Origin of the sequence: Enterocloster sp. HCN-30185, assembly GCF_037890305.1 — a bacterium.
Classification (GTDB): Bacteria; Bacillota; Clostridia; order Lachnospirales; family Lachnospiraceae; genus Enterocloster.
This window is the reverse complement of record NZ_JBBKBT010000001.1, coordinates 374,619-390,298: the sequence shown is the minus strand read 5'-3', so window position 1 is coordinate 390,298 and position 15,680 is coordinate 374,619. Positions and strand designations below refer to the sequence as shown.

General features: G+C 47.4%; 16 protein-coding genes. 11 read left to right on the top strand and 5 right to left on the bottom strand.

Going from position 1 to position 15,680, the window contains the following annotated elements; genetic code table 11:
- Nucleotides 1-9: 9 nt before the first annotated feature.
- Nucleotides 10-1,290, top strand: a complete 1,281-nt coding sequence (locus WKT10_RS01795; RefSeq protein ID WP_340275060.1) for a dihydroorotase — start codon at nucleotides 10-12, stop codon at nucleotides 1,288-1,290.
- Nucleotides 1,291-1,370: 80 nt separating this feature from the next.
- Here WKT10_RS01795 and WKT10_RS01790 read toward each other — a convergent pair whose 3' ends face one another.
- The 5 genes from WKT10_RS01790 to WKT10_RS01770 form a co-directional block, all read right to left on the bottom strand.
- Nucleotides 1,371-1,913, bottom strand: a complete 543-nt coding sequence (locus tag WKT10_RS01790; protein ID WP_340275058.1) for a flavodoxin family protein — start codon at nucleotides 1,911-1,913, stop codon at nucleotides 1,371-1,373.
- 107 nt (nucleotides 1,914-2,020) lie between these two features.
- Nucleotides 2,021-2,302, bottom strand: coding sequence for a hypothetical protein (locus tag WKT10_RS01785; protein ID WP_066544881.1), 282 nt, complete (start codon nucleotides 2,300-2,302; stop codon nucleotides 2,021-2,023).
- 214 nt (nucleotides 2,303-2,516) lie between these two features.
- On the bottom strand, nucleotides 2,517-2,735 hold the full coding sequence (locus WKT10_RS01780) for a DUF6578 domain-containing protein (protein ID WP_340275056.1): 219 nt from the start codon (nucleotides 2,733-2,735) through the stop codon (nucleotides 2,517-2,519).
- Nucleotides 2,736-2,825: 90 nt separating this feature from the next.
- A complete protein-coding gene (locus WKT10_RS01775) occupies nucleotides 2,826-3,422 on the bottom strand; it encodes a sugar O-acetyltransferase (protein ID WP_340275054.1) in 597 nt (198 codons plus the stop codon).
- A gap of 264 nt (nucleotides 3,423-3,686) precedes the next feature.
- Complete coding sequence (locus WKT10_RS01770) at nucleotides 3,687-4,112, bottom strand: hypothetical protein (RefSeq protein WP_066544869.1); 426 nt, start codon at nucleotides 4,110-4,112, stop codon at nucleotides 3,687-3,689.
- Between the two features lie 228 nt (nucleotides 4,113-4,340).
- Here WKT10_RS01770 and WKT10_RS01765 point away from each other — a divergent pair, with 228 nt between their 5' ends.
- From WKT10_RS01765 to WKT10_RS01720, 10 genes are all read left to right on the top strand, one after another.
- Complete coding sequence (locus WKT10_RS01765) at nucleotides 4,341-5,216, top strand: amino acid ABC transporter substrate-binding protein (protein ID WP_340275051.1); 876 nt, start codon at nucleotides 4,341-4,343, stop codon at nucleotides 5,214-5,216.
- A 16-nt stretch (nucleotides 5,217-5,232) separates the two neighbouring features.
- Nucleotides 5,233-5,892 (top strand): amino acid ABC transporter permease, encoded by a 660-nt coding sequence (locus WKT10_RS01760; protein WP_066544862.1) that lies wholly within the window; start codon nucleotides 5,233-5,235, stop codon nucleotides 5,890-5,892.
- Between the two features lie 19 nt (nucleotides 5,893-5,911).
- Nucleotides 5,912-6,673, top strand: a complete 762-nt coding sequence (locus WKT10_RS01755; protein WP_066544856.1) for an amino acid ABC transporter ATP-binding protein — start codon at nucleotides 5,912-5,914, stop codon at nucleotides 6,671-6,673.
- A 201-nt stretch (nucleotides 6,674-6,874) separates the two neighbouring features.
- Nucleotides 6,875-7,501, top strand: coding sequence for a hypothetical protein (locus WKT10_RS01750; RefSeq protein ID WP_066544855.1), 627 nt, complete (start codon nucleotides 6,875-6,877; stop codon nucleotides 7,499-7,501).
- Nucleotides 7,502-7,662: 161 nt separating this feature from the next.
- Nucleotides 7,663-9,300, top strand: a complete 1,638-nt coding sequence (locus WKT10_RS01745; RefSeq protein ID WP_296036514.1) for an ABC-F family ATP-binding cassette domain-containing protein — start codon at nucleotides 7,663-7,665, stop codon at nucleotides 9,298-9,300.
- 140 nt (nucleotides 9,301-9,440) lie between these two features.
- Entirely contained in the window at nucleotides 9,441-9,926 is a 486-nt protein-coding gene (locus tag WKT10_RS01740) for an S-ribosylhomocysteine lyase (RefSeq protein WP_066544852.1), read from the top strand.
- A 29-nt stretch (nucleotides 9,927-9,955) separates the two neighbouring features.
- Nucleotides 9,956-10,711 carry an exodeoxyribonuclease III gene (locus WKT10_RS01735; protein WP_340275042.1) on the top strand — a complete coding sequence of 252 codons (756 nt, stop codon included), beginning with the start codon at nucleotides 9,956-9,958 and terminating at the stop codon, nucleotides 10,709-10,711.
- Between the two features lie 25 nt (nucleotides 10,712-10,736).
- Nucleotides 10,737-12,560, top strand: coding sequence for an ABC-F family ATP-binding cassette domain-containing protein (locus tag WKT10_RS01730; RefSeq protein WP_340275040.1), 1,824 nt, complete (start codon nucleotides 10,737-10,739; stop codon nucleotides 12,558-12,560).
- Nucleotides 12,561-12,590: 30 nt separating this feature from the next.
- A complete protein-coding gene (locus tag WKT10_RS01725; RefSeq protein WP_340275038.1) occupies nucleotides 12,591-14,513 on the top strand; it encodes an alpha-amylase in 1,923 nt (640 codons plus the stop codon).
- Nucleotides 14,503-15,651 (top strand): M20/M25/M40 family metallo-hydrolase, encoded by a 1,149-nt coding sequence (locus tag WKT10_RS01720; protein WP_445292984.1) that lies wholly within the window; start codon nucleotides 14,503-14,505, stop codon nucleotides 15,649-15,651. The genes WKT10_RS01725 and WKT10_RS01720 overlap by 11 nt, the downstream gene beginning before the upstream one ends.
- Nucleotides 15,652-15,680 lie beyond the last annotated feature (29 nt).

Sequence of the window (15,680 nt, the reverse complement as noted above, 5' to 3'; positions counted from 1 at the left end):
AACAGTTATATGATACTTATCAAGGGAAGCCGGGTACTGGATCCGGCGGGAAAGACAGACAGCAGAGCAGATCTTGTGATTGAGGATGGAATCATCAGAGAAATCTGCCCTCCGGATACGCTGGGAGGAAGAACAGAAGCGGAATATGAACAGATAATCGATGGAACGGGTCTGGTGACGGCTCCGGGTCTGGTGGATGTTCATGTCCATTTCAGAGATCCGGGCCTGACCTATAAAGAGGATATTCATACAGGAGCGGCTGCAGCTGCCAAAGGAGGCTTTACTACTGTAGTATGTATGGCAAATACAAAGCCGTTAGTTGATAATGAGGAAACGCTGCGCTATGTTCTTGAAGAGGGGAAAAAGACAGGAATCCATGTACTCAGCTGTGCCGCTGTGTCAAAGGGATTTAAGGGCGAAGAACTGACCGATATGGAGGGCCTGCTGGCTGCAGGAGCCGCCGGCTTTACCGATGACGGAATCCCCTTAATGGACGGCCCCTTTGTGCTTAAGGCTATGGAGGAGGCCGCCAGACTGGATACAGTAATCAGCTTCCATGAGGAAGATAAATCATTTATCCGTGAAAACGGCATCAACCATGGCGCTGTATCCGATCAGCTTGGGATTTATGGTTCCCCTTCTCTGGCAGAGGATTCCCTGGTAGCAAGAGACTGTATGATCGCTCTGGAAACAGGAGCCAGGATCGATGTTCAGCATATCAGCTCTGGCTATTCCGTAGAGCTGGTGCGTCTGGCAAAGAAGCTGGGGGCAGATGTGTGGGCTGAGGTAACGCCTCATCACTTTACGCTTACCGAGGAAGCAGTGCTGGAACACGGAACTCTTGCGAAGATGAATCCTCCTCTGCGTACGGAATTGGATCGCCAGATGCTGATTGCCGGCTTAAAGGACGGAACCATTGACCTGATCGCTACAGACCATGCGCCTCACAGTAAGGAGGAGAAGGATAAGCCCCTTACAGAAGCTCCCAGCGGCATTATCGGGCTGGAAACAGCCCTTTCTCTGGGAATTGAACAACTGGTGAAGCCTGGCCATTTGAACCTGCTGGACCTGATGGAAAAGATGAGCTTAAACCCGGCCAGATTATACAAGCTGGACTGTGGCCGGATCTGCGAGGGCGCACCTGCGGATCTTGTTATTTTTGATGAAAATGAAACATGGACGGCAGATCAGTTTGCATCAAAGGCATCCAACACCCCATTTTTGGGCCGGACTATGACAGGAAAGGTGAAGTATACCATCTGTGAGGGAAAGGTAGTATATCAGGATTAGCATAAATACCACTATATAAGAAAAAGAGGATGCCGCCCGGACTTTGCGGCATCCATTTTTCTATGTATATTCCATAGATTTTAGCAGACTGCTTTTCCCATTTCATAGGCCTTTTCAAGAACTGGATTTCCTGCAATTTCACCAACTGCACCAACGCCGCCGCCGAATACGACTCCTGCCAGACGGGATTTGGGGAAGCAGGCAATCCAACCGGAAAGTCCGTGTACGGCTCCCTCAACTGCGGTATCCTCATCCTCCGCGGCCGCTGCCAAAAGATAAACATCCCGGAACTGATAATCAGAATCATACAGCGGATTTGCGCGGTCCAGCATGGTCTTCATCTGTCCGCTCATTTCATAATAGTAAACCGGAGTGGCAAATACCAGCACATCTGCTGTTTTCATTTTCTGTGCAATGATTTCTGCATCATCATGGATAATACATGTTCTGGTTTTCAGGCAGGTCAGACAGCCTTTGCAGAAGCTGATGGTTTTATCGTATAAACATATCTTTTCTACCTGATTTCCTGACTCCTCTGCTCCTCGGATAAATTCATTTGCAAGAGTCTCTGAGTTGCCGCCTTTTCTTGGGCTTGTAGAGATTACTAAAATGTGTTTGGGCATACGGTTTTCTCCTTTGATTGATTATTTGATAAGCTGGAATATGATGTCCTCTTGTATCATCTGTCCCTTATTATTTTAATCAACTATATTAAAATCTCTACGCCACATCACAGTTTCTCCAAGGTCACATACGCTTCCTGCAATGCTTCATGGAATCTCGATTCTTTTATTTCTGGAGTAAGCCCAGGCTCATCAATATAAAGCAAACAAGCGTCTGGAACTTTATCCATAAAGCACTTGTGAAACAGTGGATTTTCATAAGTATTTGCGTATTCAGTATAAAAGGGTTCTGCTTGATTGTAATATTCTTCTTTCGTGATTCTTCCATCCAGATAGTCCTTCATTTGACTTAATAAAGTCTCTCTAAACTTTATGCCACTTATTCTCATTTTGTCCACTCCCATTTTATATGTGAAAATTCCAATTTGTTGTTTTTTACTTATAAATCATACCACATAATAACATCAAGAAACGCTAAGATATTACAGACTATACTGCACCCAAAAGGCAGCTTCAAAAACGGAATCTATTTGAATGTAACTTCTTCCTGTTTGGAATGTCTGATTGAACATTCATTTAACTCAACAATATACCCTGTTGCTCTCATATCTTCGATTTTCTTTTCAAAGCCTTTCGAACAAATAATTTTTCCCAATTTTCATCATGAGCTTCATAACAATAGTCAATCGTTCCGAGGTCTACAGGGGCAAGTATCTGTTCACGTTCTATTTTATAAACGAACCACTTCACTATATCACCTATAGAAAAAGCTTTACCACAGCATTTCAGCTGCCAACTCTCATAAAATACTGTACATTTCATTTTCACTGTCACCTTACAACTTTCGACTTTCCTGTTTCTATTTTAGCTTTCAGCCCAGTCAATTCCCAATTCCGTAAACCAGAAAATTCGCTATATTTCTATATACTCTGGATATTTTTGCTTGTCTTTCTCCGTTATTCTGCGAATTACCCTGCAGGGAACGCCTGCGGCAATTACTCCATCAGGTATATCTTTATTCACAACGCTTCCAGCACCTATTATTGTATTGCTTCCGATCGAAACTCCCGGCAGCACAGATACATTTGCACCAATCCATACATTGTCACCGACAGTAATTGGAAGTGCGATTTCCAGTCCCTTTGCTCTTTGCCCTGCATCTATGGCATGACCAGCTGTTGAAAAAACAACATTAGGAGCAATAAATACGTTATCGCCAAAGGTAACCTTAGCCCCATCCAATATTGTGCAGTTGTGATTTGTGTAGAAATTATTCCCAATCGTTATATTGCTCCCATAGTCGCAGTAAAAGGGCGCTGTAATTACAAAGTCTCCTTTAATACATCCAATTATTTTCTTTATAATTTCCGCCTGTTTTTTTGTATCCGATGGTTTGCACTGATTAAATTTATAGCACAGATCAGCGCATTTCGTTCTGTTTTCCACAACTTCCCTGTCATAGTTGGCGTCATATAAATAGCCTGCCTGAGCTTTATTCCATTCGTTCATTTCATTCCCTCATCCTTAAATTTTTACCACGGTTCATACGCAGCGGATCCCTCTAAATATCCGGTTTAGCAGCTGTCAGATTAACAATTCCATCTTCCAGGGTTACTTCAAACTCGATTAAATCTCCATAATCTATCCTTGAATAGTTATCATATTGATCAAAATCAGAAGCAGCATTAACAGCAAGATTTAATGAATACCCTGTAGACGAAGGATATCTGCATACACTGGAAACGACTCTGCTGTGATTCATAAATATCAGGCTTACCATTCCTTCACTAATGCTGTCCTCAGCCTGTAATTATTTATATAAATCATCGGATCCCCGAAAATAAAATAAAAGATCAGAAACACAGCGGCAATAAAATATATAACATTATGACAAAGATCTGAGAGCTTCCATGCCCGTTCATTATCGGCATTTAATTTTCCAGTTTCCCAACTTCCGGTTTCAACCGCTTTTTTCTTATGCTTTGAAATATACAGAGCAATCCACACTGCATAGCCCGCTGCAAAGATTAAAACAGCCGACTCCTGTGAAAATGCAACCTCCATTCCCCTTATGGTCCAATATCCCATCAGGATAATCCACAGTATGTCGGTAAAGCCATCAATGGACAACACTTTATAGAGAACAAGTATTCCAAGCAGTAATGAAACGATAAATGTTTTAGGACTTACTATTTTCATTACGTTCACTCCATTCTTCTAAAAACCATGATACCACACTTCCACCACCATGGAAAGGCTGCGGGAAAATAACTTCGGAAGTACGGAAGAGGAAATAATTTTCATTTTCCCCTTTACAAAAACACTTTAGTATGCTAATATGATAACACATTAGCAAATAAGAGCCGACACGATTTATGGAGATTCAAAGCAGGAAGCCAAAGGCTCGCCATCGAGGAGGAAACGATTATGAAAAAAAGAGTTGTATGTGCCGCACTTGTATCTATAATGACCATGTCACTGGCAGCCTGCTCCGGTGGAGCCGTATCTGCACCGGCTGAGACAAAGGCTGAATCCACAGAAGCAAAAACAGAGGCAGCAGAGACCACAGAAAAAGCCGCTGAAGCAGAAGGAGAAACAAAGGCAGAAGGCGGTACCCTGATCGTGGGATTTGATCAGGATTTCCCGCCGATGGGATTTATGGGAGATGATGGCGAGTATACAGGCTTTGACCTGGAGCTGGCACAGGAGGCTGCAAAGCGCCTGGGTCTGGAGTATAAGCCCCAGCCTATCGCATGGGATGCAAAGGATATGGAACTGGAGTCGGGAAATATTGACTGTATCTGGAATGGCTTTACCATGACCGGCCGGGAGGACGGATATACATGGAGCGAGCCCTACATGGAAAATTCTCAGGTGTTTGTAGTGGCAGGGGATTCCGGAATTAAAAGCCAGGCAGACCTTGCAGGAAAGGTAGTGGAGTGTCAGGTGGATTCCTCCGCGGAAGCAGCCTTAAAGGAGGTTCCTGATCTGACAGCCACCTTTGCACAGCTTCTTACTACCGCAGATTACAACACAGCCTTTATGGATCTGGAGCAGGGCGCAGTAGACGCCATTGCCATGGATGTAGTTGTGGCCGGATATCAGATCAGCCAGAGAAACGCAGATTTTGTTATACTGGAGGATTCGCTGGCGGCAGAGGAGTATGCGATCGGCTTTAAGAAGGGAAACACAGAGTTAAAGGATAAAGTCCAGGGCGCATTGGAGGAGATGGCTGCGGACGGCACCTTAAAGACCATCTCTGAAAAATGGTTTGGCAAGGACATTACGACAATTGGAAAATGAAAGCAGGTAGTTTAAAATGGGTAAAATGACACTTTCCCAGATGGTTGCACAGTTAGCAGGAGGCATGGGAACCAGCATACAGATATTTGTGGTTACGCTTGTATTTTCTCTGCCTTTGGGTCTCATAGTGGCTTTTGGCCGTATGACGAAAAACGGTTTCCTCAGAAATCTGGTTAAGGTTTACATTTCTATTATGAGGGGAACGCCCCTGATGCTGCAGCTCATGGTGGTTTATTTTGGCCCTTACTATCTTTTCGGCATCCGTGTAGGAAGCGGCTACCGTCTTTGGGCTACCTTTATCGGGTTTGTGATTAACTATGCCGCCTATTTTGCGGAAATTTACCGCAGCGGCATTCAGTCCATGCCTCAGGGACAGTATGAGGCGGCCTATATCCTGGGCTACAGCCGGTTCCAGACCTTTTTTAAGATCATTCTGCCTCAGGTGATCAAGCGGATCCTCCCCTCGATTACCAATGAGGTGATTACCTTGGTAAAAGACACGTCGCTGGCGTTTACCCTAAGCGTAGTGGAGATGTTTTCAGTTGCAAAGGCGCTGGCATCCTCTCAGACCAGTATGATTCCCTTTGTGGCAGCCGGCCTTTTCTATTACATCTTCAATCTGATTGTGGCCTGCACCATGGAATGGATGGAAAAAAAGCTGGAGTATTACCGTTAGAAACAGGAGGATGTGGAAAATGAAGCTTTTGGAATTAAATCATGTGGAAAAGTCCTTCGGCGATCTGAAGGTATTAAAGGATATATCAATGAGCGTGGAGGACGGGGAGATCGTTTCCATCATCGGCCCTTCAGGCTCCGGCAAATCAACCCTCCTGCGCTGTGCCACCATGCTGGAAACCATGGATCGGGGCGAGGTGGTTTATTTGGGAAAAAAGGCGGTATGGGGAAATGATTCCGGTTCCATTCAGTATGCATCTCCTGCAGAATTAAAGGAAATCCGCAGCCAGTATGGTCTGGTATTTCAGAATTTTAATCTGTTTCCTCATTTTTCGGTGATGAAAAATATCACAGATGCGCCGATCCATGTACAGAAGCGCAATAAGGAGGAGGTCTATTCAGAAGCCAGAGAGCTGTTAAAAAAGATGGGACTTGAAGATAAAGAAGACGCCTATCCATACCAGCTTTCCGGCGGTCAGTGCCAGAGGGTTGCTATCGCAAGAGCCCTGGCCTTAAAGCCCAGGATCCTGTTTTTTGATGAGCCTACCTCAGCTCTCGATCCGGAGCTTACGGGAGAGGTGTTGAAGGTGATCCGCTCCCTGGCAGATCTCCATATTGCCATGGTGATCGTAACACATGAGATGGCCTTTGCCAGAGATATTTCCCACAGGGTCGTCTTTATGGCCGGAGGGGTGATCGTGGAAGAGGGAACACCAGAGGAGGTATTTTCCTCAGATAATGAGCGGACGCAGAGCTTTCTGGGGAGATATGGAACGATTTGATAGAGAAAATAAATGGCAGGCAGTGCCTGAGGAGAAAAGCATCCTCCGGCGCTGTCTGTTTTTGTTGAGGAATAGGCGCGTTCCGTGCATAATATTAAGAAACTGTAAGGGAAAACTTCTTGTATTTTTCAGACAGGGATGGTAACATCTGGGTAAAAGTATGGAAATTTTGTTTTTTGACGGAAGATCGGAGGTAAAAATATGAGAAAACAGGTATATATGACAGCTGTGGCAGTGATGGCAGGAGTTCTTCTTGCTTCGGGATGCAGCAAAAATCAGGATGAGATGCCGTCTTCATCGGTTCCGCAGACAGAGACAGCCACAGAATCGGAGGCATCCTCTGAGACAGAGACAACCCCGGCACAGACAGAGGAACCAGCAGAAGCCGGGCGCTATCATATGCTTCAGGGAACAGTGATTGAGGAAAAAGAAGATGGTTCTGCCTTTACGCTTCTGGCAGATGATGGGAAAGAGTATGAGATTTCCCTAAGCGATATCCGGGATGTAGAGACGGAGATTGCAGAGGATATCCAGATTGCCATTGCCTATATTGGCGAGCCGCTTGGAAAACTGGAGGATGCGGATCTGGTAGTGGCCCTGCCGGAGCAGGAAGAGTGGACGATTTCCACAGAGGAAGGAACCACCACGGCTAATGCCATGAGTTCCTTTGCGATGAAAACAGCGGACGGAAGAGAACTGAGCTTTTTAAAGGATAACTGCCCCATAGAGGACGGTGCGCTGTCAGAGGACAGCGGAGATCCGGTCCGGGTGACGTATGTGACCTCTGAGGGGATGAATTTTCCAGTGGAGATTGTGAAGGGACAGTAGGGAGATGCAAAATGTCCTATTTTTTCCGAAAATCCCCTTGCAAAAACCCTGTTTTCCCTGTACAATCTGATATTGAGAGAAACATAAAAAGAGGGGCCAGATTCTGACCCCTCTTTTGACGAGGAACGATAAAAATAAGATTCCAAAGAAAGGTAAGAGACATGATTAGTGCAAATAATATCTCCCTTCGCGTAGGCAAGAAGGCATTGTTTGAGGAAGTGAATATCAAATTCACCGAGGGTAACTGCTATGGACTGATCGGTGCAAACGGTGCGGGAAAGTCTACATTTTTAAAGATTCTGTCCGGCCAGTTAGAGCCGACCAGCGGTGAGATTGCCATTACACCGGGACAGAGACTTTCCTTCTTACAGCAGGATCATTTCAAATATGACGAGTATACAGTGCTTGATACGGTTATCATGGGAAATGCCAGACTGTACCAGATTATGAAGGAAAAAGAAGCCATCTACATGAAGGAGGACTTCACAGACGAGGACGGCATCAAGGCGGCAGAGCTGGAAGGCGAGTTTGCCACCATGAACGGCTGGGAAGCAGAGTCTGATGCAGAGAGCCTGTTAAACGGCCTTGGCATCGGCCCTGAGCTCCACTATTCCCAGATGGGAAATCTTCTGGGCGCACAGAAGGTAAAGGTGCTTCTTGCACAGGCATTATTCGGAAATCCTGACATCCTGCTTCTGGACGAGCCTACCAACCACCTGGATCTGGACGCCATTGCATGGCTGGAAGAGTTTCTGATTAACTTTGAAAATACCGTTATCGTGGTATCCCATGACCGTTATTTCTTAAATAAGGTCTGCACACAGATTGCAGATATCGACTATGGCAAGATTCAGCTGTATGCCGGAAACTACGATTTCTGGGTAGAGTCCAGCCAGCTGATCATCAAGCAGATGAAGGAAGCCAACCGGAAGAAGGAAGAGAAAATTAAGGAGCTGCAGGAGTTCATCCAGCGTTTCTCTGCAAATGCTTCCAAGTCCAAGCAGGCAACCTCCCGTAAGCGCGCCCTGGAAAAGATCGAGCTGGACGATATTAAGCCATCCAGCAGAAAGTATCCTTACATTGACTTCCGTCCCTCCCGTGAGATCGGAAATGAGGTTCTGACCGTAGAGCATTTAAGCAAGACCATTGACGGCGAGAAGATTCTTGACGACATTTCCTTTATTCTGGGAAGAGAGGACAAGGTTGCTCTGGTAGGGCCAAACGAGCGTGCAAAGACCGTTCTCTTTAAGATTCTTGCAGGTGAGATGGAACCCGACGAGGGAAGCTATAAGTGGGGTCTGACAACTACCCAGTCTTATTTTCCCAAGGACAACTCCGCTGAGTTTGCAAATGACGATACTATCGTAGAGTGGCTGACCCAGTATTCTCCTGAAAAGGATGTAACATATGTGCGTGGTTTCCTGGGCCGTATGCTTTTTGCGGGCGAGGATGGTGTAAAGAAGGTAAAGGTTCTTTCTGGAGGCGAGAAGGTTCGCTGTATGCTGTCCAAGCTGATGATTTCCGGTGCAAATGTACTGATGCTTGACGAGCCTACAGACCACCTGGATATGGAGTCTATTGATGCGTTAAACCGTGGTATGATCAAGTTCCCGGGTGTGATGATCTTCTCCTCCCGTGACCATCAGATCGTACAGACAACAGCCAACCGCATCATGGAAATCATCAATGGAAAGCTCATTGACAAGATCACCACATATGATGAGTATCTGGAAAGCGATGAGATGGCTAGAAAGAGATTTACATTTACCGTTGCTGAAAGCGACGAGCAGGATGATTGATTATAAGGTGCGTTTTGGCACAAGACGGAGGCAGGATCTGGACAAAGGGTCCTGCCTTTTCGGATGGAAGAAGAGGCGGTTTGTGGTGTGCAGTGCACACCGCAGGCAGCGAGACAATGAAGAAAAGGAGAAGATTCAAAATGGAAAAAATTGCAAGTTTTACCATCGACCATATCCGGCTTCAGCCGGGGGTATATGTTTCAAGAAAGGATCAGGTAGGGAATCAGGTGATTACGACCTTTGACCTGCGTATGACCTCTCCCAATGAGGAACCGGTGATGAATACGGCGGAGATGCATACCATTGAGCATCTGGCAGCTACCTTTTTAAGAAACCATAAGGAGTATGGAAGCCGTACCATTTACTTTGGTCCTATGGGCTGCCGTACCGGTTTTTATCTGCTTCTGGCAGGCAATCTGGCTTCAAGGGAGATTCTGCCTCTGATGGTGGAGCTATTTGCCTTTATCCGGGATTTTGAGGGTGAGGTGCCTGGGGCTTCTGCAAGGGACTGCGGCAATTATCTGGATATGAATCTGGGGATGGCAAAGTATCTGGCTGCAAGATACTTAAAGGTGCTGGAACAGATTGACAGCTATCCGGAATCCAGACTGGAGTATCCGCAGTAGGGCTTTTTGGATCAGGAAAGGAGTTCTGTATGAAAAAACTGATTTCATGGAATGTAAACGGCCTGCGGGCCTGTGTGGGAAAAGGGTTCCTGGACTTTTTTAAGGAGGCGGATGCAGATGTATTCTGTATTCAGGAGAGCAAGCTTCAGGAGGGACAGATTGACCTTGAGCTTCCGGGGTATTTTCAGTATTGGAATTATGCAGAGAAGAAGGGGTATTCCGGAACGGCTTTATTCTGTAAGGAGGAGCCGGTTTCTGTATCATACGGACTGGGGATTGAGGAGCATGACCATGAGGGCCGTGTGATCACGGCTGAATTTGGCGATTATTACGTTGTCACCTGCTATACTCCCAATTCTCAGGACGGCCTTGCAAGGCTGGATTACCGCATGGAATGGGAAGCAGCATTTTTAGCCTATCTGAAGCAGCTGGAGGAGAAAAAGCCGGTGATTTTCTGCGGGGATCTGAATGTGGCCCACAAAGAGATTGACCTGAAAAATCCCAAAACTAACCGGAAAAATGCCGGTTTTACCGATGAGGAGCGGGGAAAATTTACAGAGCTTCTGGATGCCGGCTTTATTGATACCTGGCGTTATTTTAATCCGGATACAGAGGGCGTGTATTCCTGGTGGTCCTACCGTTTTAAGGCCAGAGAGAAGAATGCCGGGTGGCGCATCGACTATTTCTGTACCAGCGAGGCCTTAAAGGACCGTCTGGTAAGCGCAGGAATCCATACAGAGGTATTTGGCTCGGACCATTGTCCGGTAGAACTGGTGATTGAATAGCAAATGAGGGAAAGGAAACGGATCCATGAATCTTCTTACCATTGAGCATTTAACGAAATCATATACCGAACGTCTGCTGTTTGACGATACGGCATTTTCCATCAATGAGGGGGAAAAGGTCGGCCTGATCGGAATCAACGGAACCGGAAAGTCCACGCTCCTTCGGATTGCGGCAGGCTTGGAGGAGCCGGATGAGGGTTCGGTGGTGAAGGGACGCAGCCTGTATATCCGGTATCTGCCCCAGATCCCGGAATTTCAGGATGGAGAAACCGTGCTGGAGGCCATTGTGCGTGAAAATGAAAATGAGCCTCATTTTTCCTCAAAGGAGGAGTTAAAGGCAGCGGCCCGCTCTATGTTAAACCGTCTGGAGGTGCCGGACTGCGAGGCAAAGATAGATACCCTTTCCGGCGGTCAGAGAAAAAGGGTGGCTTTAGCCAGCGTTCTTTTAAGTACGGCAGACCTGCTGATCCTGGACGAGCCGACCAACCATCTGGACAGCGGCATGGCAGAGTGGCTGGAGGCATATTTAAAGGCCTTTAAGGGCGCTCTTTTGATGATCACCCATGACCGGTATTTTCTGGACAGTGTGACCAGCCGGATCGTGGAGCTGGACAAGGGAAAGCTCTACAGCTATCAGGGAGGATACGAAAAATACCTGGAACTTAAAGCAGAGCGGATAGAGATGGCAGAGGCCACAGAGCGCAAGCGCCAGTCCATTTTAAGGACAGAGATTGCCTGGATGCAGAGAGGGGCCAGAGCCCGTTCAACCAAGCAGAAGGCCCATATCCAGCGCTATGAGGCGTTGCGTGACCAGGAGGGGCCCCAGTATGACAGAAATGTACAGTTAGAGTCCATTGCCAGCCGTCTGGGACGGACTACGGTAGAGCTGAAGGATATTTCCAAGTCCTACGGAGATAAGGTGCTCTTAAAGGATTTCACCTATATTTTCCTGAAAAATGACCGTGTGGGAATTATCGGCCCCAACGGAAGCGGAAAGTCTACTCTGATGAAGATCATTGCAGGCTGGGTACAGCCGGATTCCGGTACAACAGAAATCGGACAGACGGTAAAGCTGGGTTATTTTTCCCAGGAAAATGAAGCCATGGACGAGAGCCTGCGCGTCATTGATTATATTAAAAACGCTGCAGAATATGTGAAAACAAAAGATGGAAGCATCAGCGCCAGCCAGATGCTGGAGCGGTTTTTATTTCCGTCCAGTGTTCAGTATACGGTGATCGGAAAGCTCTCCGGAGGGGAGAAGCGCAGGCTGTACCTGCTCCGTATCCTGATGGAAGCGCCCAATGTGATCCTTCTGGACGAGCCTACCAATGACCTGGACATTCAGACGCTGGTGATCCTGGAGGATTATCTGGACACCTTCCCGGGGATTGTGATTACCGTATCCCATGACCGGTATTTCCTGGACCGCGTTGTAAACAGGATGTTTGCCTTTGAGGGCGATGGAAGGGTACAGCAGTATGAAGGCGGGTATACGGATTATCAGAATGCCTGCCTAAAAAGGGCAGAAGCAGAAGGAGGACAGCCGGGAGGCGGACAGGAAGGGAAAACCGAAGTCCGTACAAACGGAAAAACCCAGCGCACCCGCGGCCCCCAGAAGCTGAAATTCAGCTATAAGGAGCAGAGGGACTATGAAACCATCGAAGGTGAGATGGCAGACCTGGAGGAGAGGATTTCCTCTCTGGAACAGGAAATCCAGGCTTCAGCCCATGATTTTGTAAAATTGAACCAGCTCATGGCAGAGAAGGAGGAGGCGGAAGCCGCTTTAGAGGAGAAGATGGAGCGGTGGATGTATCTGGAAGAGCTGGCTGCAAAGATTGCAGAGCAGTAGAGTATGAATTCAGTGAAAGGCGGTATATAGATGAAACAGGATTATATTGCGGTGGCAGACAAAAGCCGGATCTATCCGCCTGGTGTGGCGGCGAATGGGGATGGCTTTGATGTGTGTTTTATTTCGGAGGCAGAAAGCTGCGGGCTGCTTCTCTTCAAAAAAGGGAGCAGGCAGCCTGTCGCCAGAATCCCCTTCCCCCATGAGGGACGGATGGGAAATGTACACTTTATGACCGTAAAGGGAGAGTTTGAGGGTCTGGAATACGCCTTTGAGGAGGATGGAAAGGAGGCAGCAGATCCTTTTGGACGGCAGTTTGCAGGCTGCGGACGCTGGGGCCATAAAGAACGGGGAACAGGCGGGATCCATACAGTATTTCCGAAAAAAGGTGCGGATTTTGACTGGGAAGATGACCGTCTTCCGGCTGTTCCTGCTCAGGACTGCATCATTTACAAGATCCATCCCAGAGGTTTTACAAAGCATGCTTCTTCTGGTCTGAGTCCAGAAAAGAGGGGAACCTTTGAAGGAGTAATTGAAAAGATTTCCTATCTTAAAGAGCTGGGGATTACCACGTTGGAAATGATGCCTCCGGTGGAATTTAATGAAATTATCTTTCCGGAAAAATCCGAAATTTTCGGTCTTCCCCAGGGGATGCGGAGAGAAGATCAGGAAGAAAGGCATTCTCATACAGAGCCTGTAAAGCTTAATTACTGGGGCTACTGCAGCGGCTTTTATTTTGCTCCCAAGGCCTCCTATTGTTCATCCGGGGATCCGTCGGCAGAGTTTAAACGGATGGTAAAGGCTCTTCACCATGCAGGGATTGAACTGGTGATCGAACTGTATTTTGACGGAAGTGAAGCGCCGGGATATGTGCTGGATGTGGTGCGCTTCTGGGCGATGGAATACCATGTAGACGGCGTTCATCTGGTAGGTTTTGCACCTCTTTCCCTGCTGGCGGAAGACCCTTATTTAAAGAATTTAAAGCTGTGGGGAGAAGGCTGGAAGGAGGGGGATTCCCGCCGCATCTGTGAGTATAATTCCGGCTTTATGATGGATATGAGACGCTTTTTAAAGGGCGATGAGGGGATGTTAAGTGCGCTGTCCTACCATATCTGCCACAATCCGGATCATATGGGAGTCATCAATTACATGGCAAATGTAAACGGCTTTACCATGATGGACATGGTTTCCTATAACGAAAAGCATAATGAGGACAATGGGGAAGATAATCAGGACGGCTCAGACCAGAATCAGTCCTGGAACTGCGGGGCAGAGGGGCCGGTGAGAAAGAAAAAAGTTCTCAGTCTGCGGCTTCGTCAGTTAAAGAATGCCCTGCTTCTTCTGTTTTTAAGCCAGGGAACGCCCCTTCTTCTATCTGGTGATGAGTTTGGGCAGACCAAACAGGGAAATAACAATTCCTACTGTCAGGACAATGAAATTTCCTGGCTGAACTGGGGGCTTATACGGCGTAATAAGGATCTATTTGCCTTTGTAAAACAGGTGATCTCATTCAGAAAGTCCCATGATTTGTTCCATATGGCGAAAGAACCCAGACTGATGGATTACCGGGGGCTGGGACTGCCGGATCTGTCCTATCACGGAGAGAAGGCATGGCAGCCGGAATTTGATCGGTGCAGCCGTCAGTTCGGCGCATTTTACTGCGGCGATTATTCAGAGGATACAGAAAAAACCAGCTTTTATACAGCCTATAATATGCACTGGGAGCCACATGAATTTGCGCTGCCGAATCTCCCCAAAGGAAGGGCATGGCAGATGGTTTTCAATACAGCCGAGGACAGTGTAAACGGTTTCTGGCCGGAGGGAAAAGGCCCTGTATTAAAGGATCAGAAAAAGGTTATGATCGGAGCGCGGGCAGTCTGTGTATTTATGGAGAACCCGGAGGTTCTGCCTGAAAAAACGGTCCGGGAGAAAGAAGGAAAAAAAGATGCTCAGTGAGTCAATGAAAGTGTTTATCAGAGAACATGAGGAGGAGGCCCTGGAACTTTTAAGAACTATTGCCAGGATTCCTGCGCCCTCAAACCATGAGGAAAAACGGGCGGAATTCTGTTCCCGGTGGTTAAAAGAGCAGGGGGCAGAAGGGGTATATATAGATGAGGCATTAAATGTTGTCTGGCCGGCCGTGATCCGTGAAAAAAATGGCCTGGAGGTCTATATGGCCCATACGGATGTGGTATTTCCTGATGAGGAGGAGCTGCCTTTAAAAGAGGAAGGAGACCGTATCTTCTGTCCGGGCATTGGGGATGATACAGCCTGTCTTGTCTGCCTGCTCCTTGGGGCAAAGTATCTGGCAGAGTCCATCCGGGAAGGGCGCCTTGAGGAGGTGTATCCCTCTGACCGCCCGGGGCTTTTGTTTGTATGCAATTCCGGGGAAGAAGGGCTGGGAAATCTAAAGGGCGTCCGGAACATATGCGAGGATTATGCCGGTCGGATCACAGCTTTTTGTACCTTTGACAGCCAGCTGGATAAGATCGTAGACCAGGCTGTGGGATCTAAGCGATTTAAGGTCACAGTGCGCACGAAAGGAGGACACTCCTTTAATGATTTCGGCCGGGAAAATGCCATTGAAAGGCTGGCAGGCATCATTGGAGCGCTGTACCGGATCCAGATTCCTAAGCAGGGAAAAACGACTTTTAATGTAGGCCAGATCCAGGGCGGAACATCGGTTAATACCATTGCTCAGGAGGCTCATATGCTTTATGAGTTCCGTTCAGACCGGAGGGAACATCTGGACTATATGCAGGATCAGTTTGATAAAGTGATCGAACAGGCCAGAGCGCAGGGGATGGAGATCGAAACGGAGGTTTTAGGGATTCGTCCCTGCTCCGGCAGCATTGACCCGGAGCGCCAGAGGACTCTTTTAGAGCGGGCCTGCATGGCTGCAGCGCAGGTTACAGGGCAGCGCCCCCAGACAGGCTCCGGTTCCACAGACTGCAATATCCCCATGTCGTTGGGAATCCCCAGCGTCTGCGCGGGCTGCTACCGGGGCAAAGGCGCTCATACCAGAGAGGAATACATTGAAAAATCCTCCATATCCGAGGGGATGAAGGTCGTATTTGGCATGATATTTGGCTAATGTCATAACAGACCTCCCTTTTTCATAAA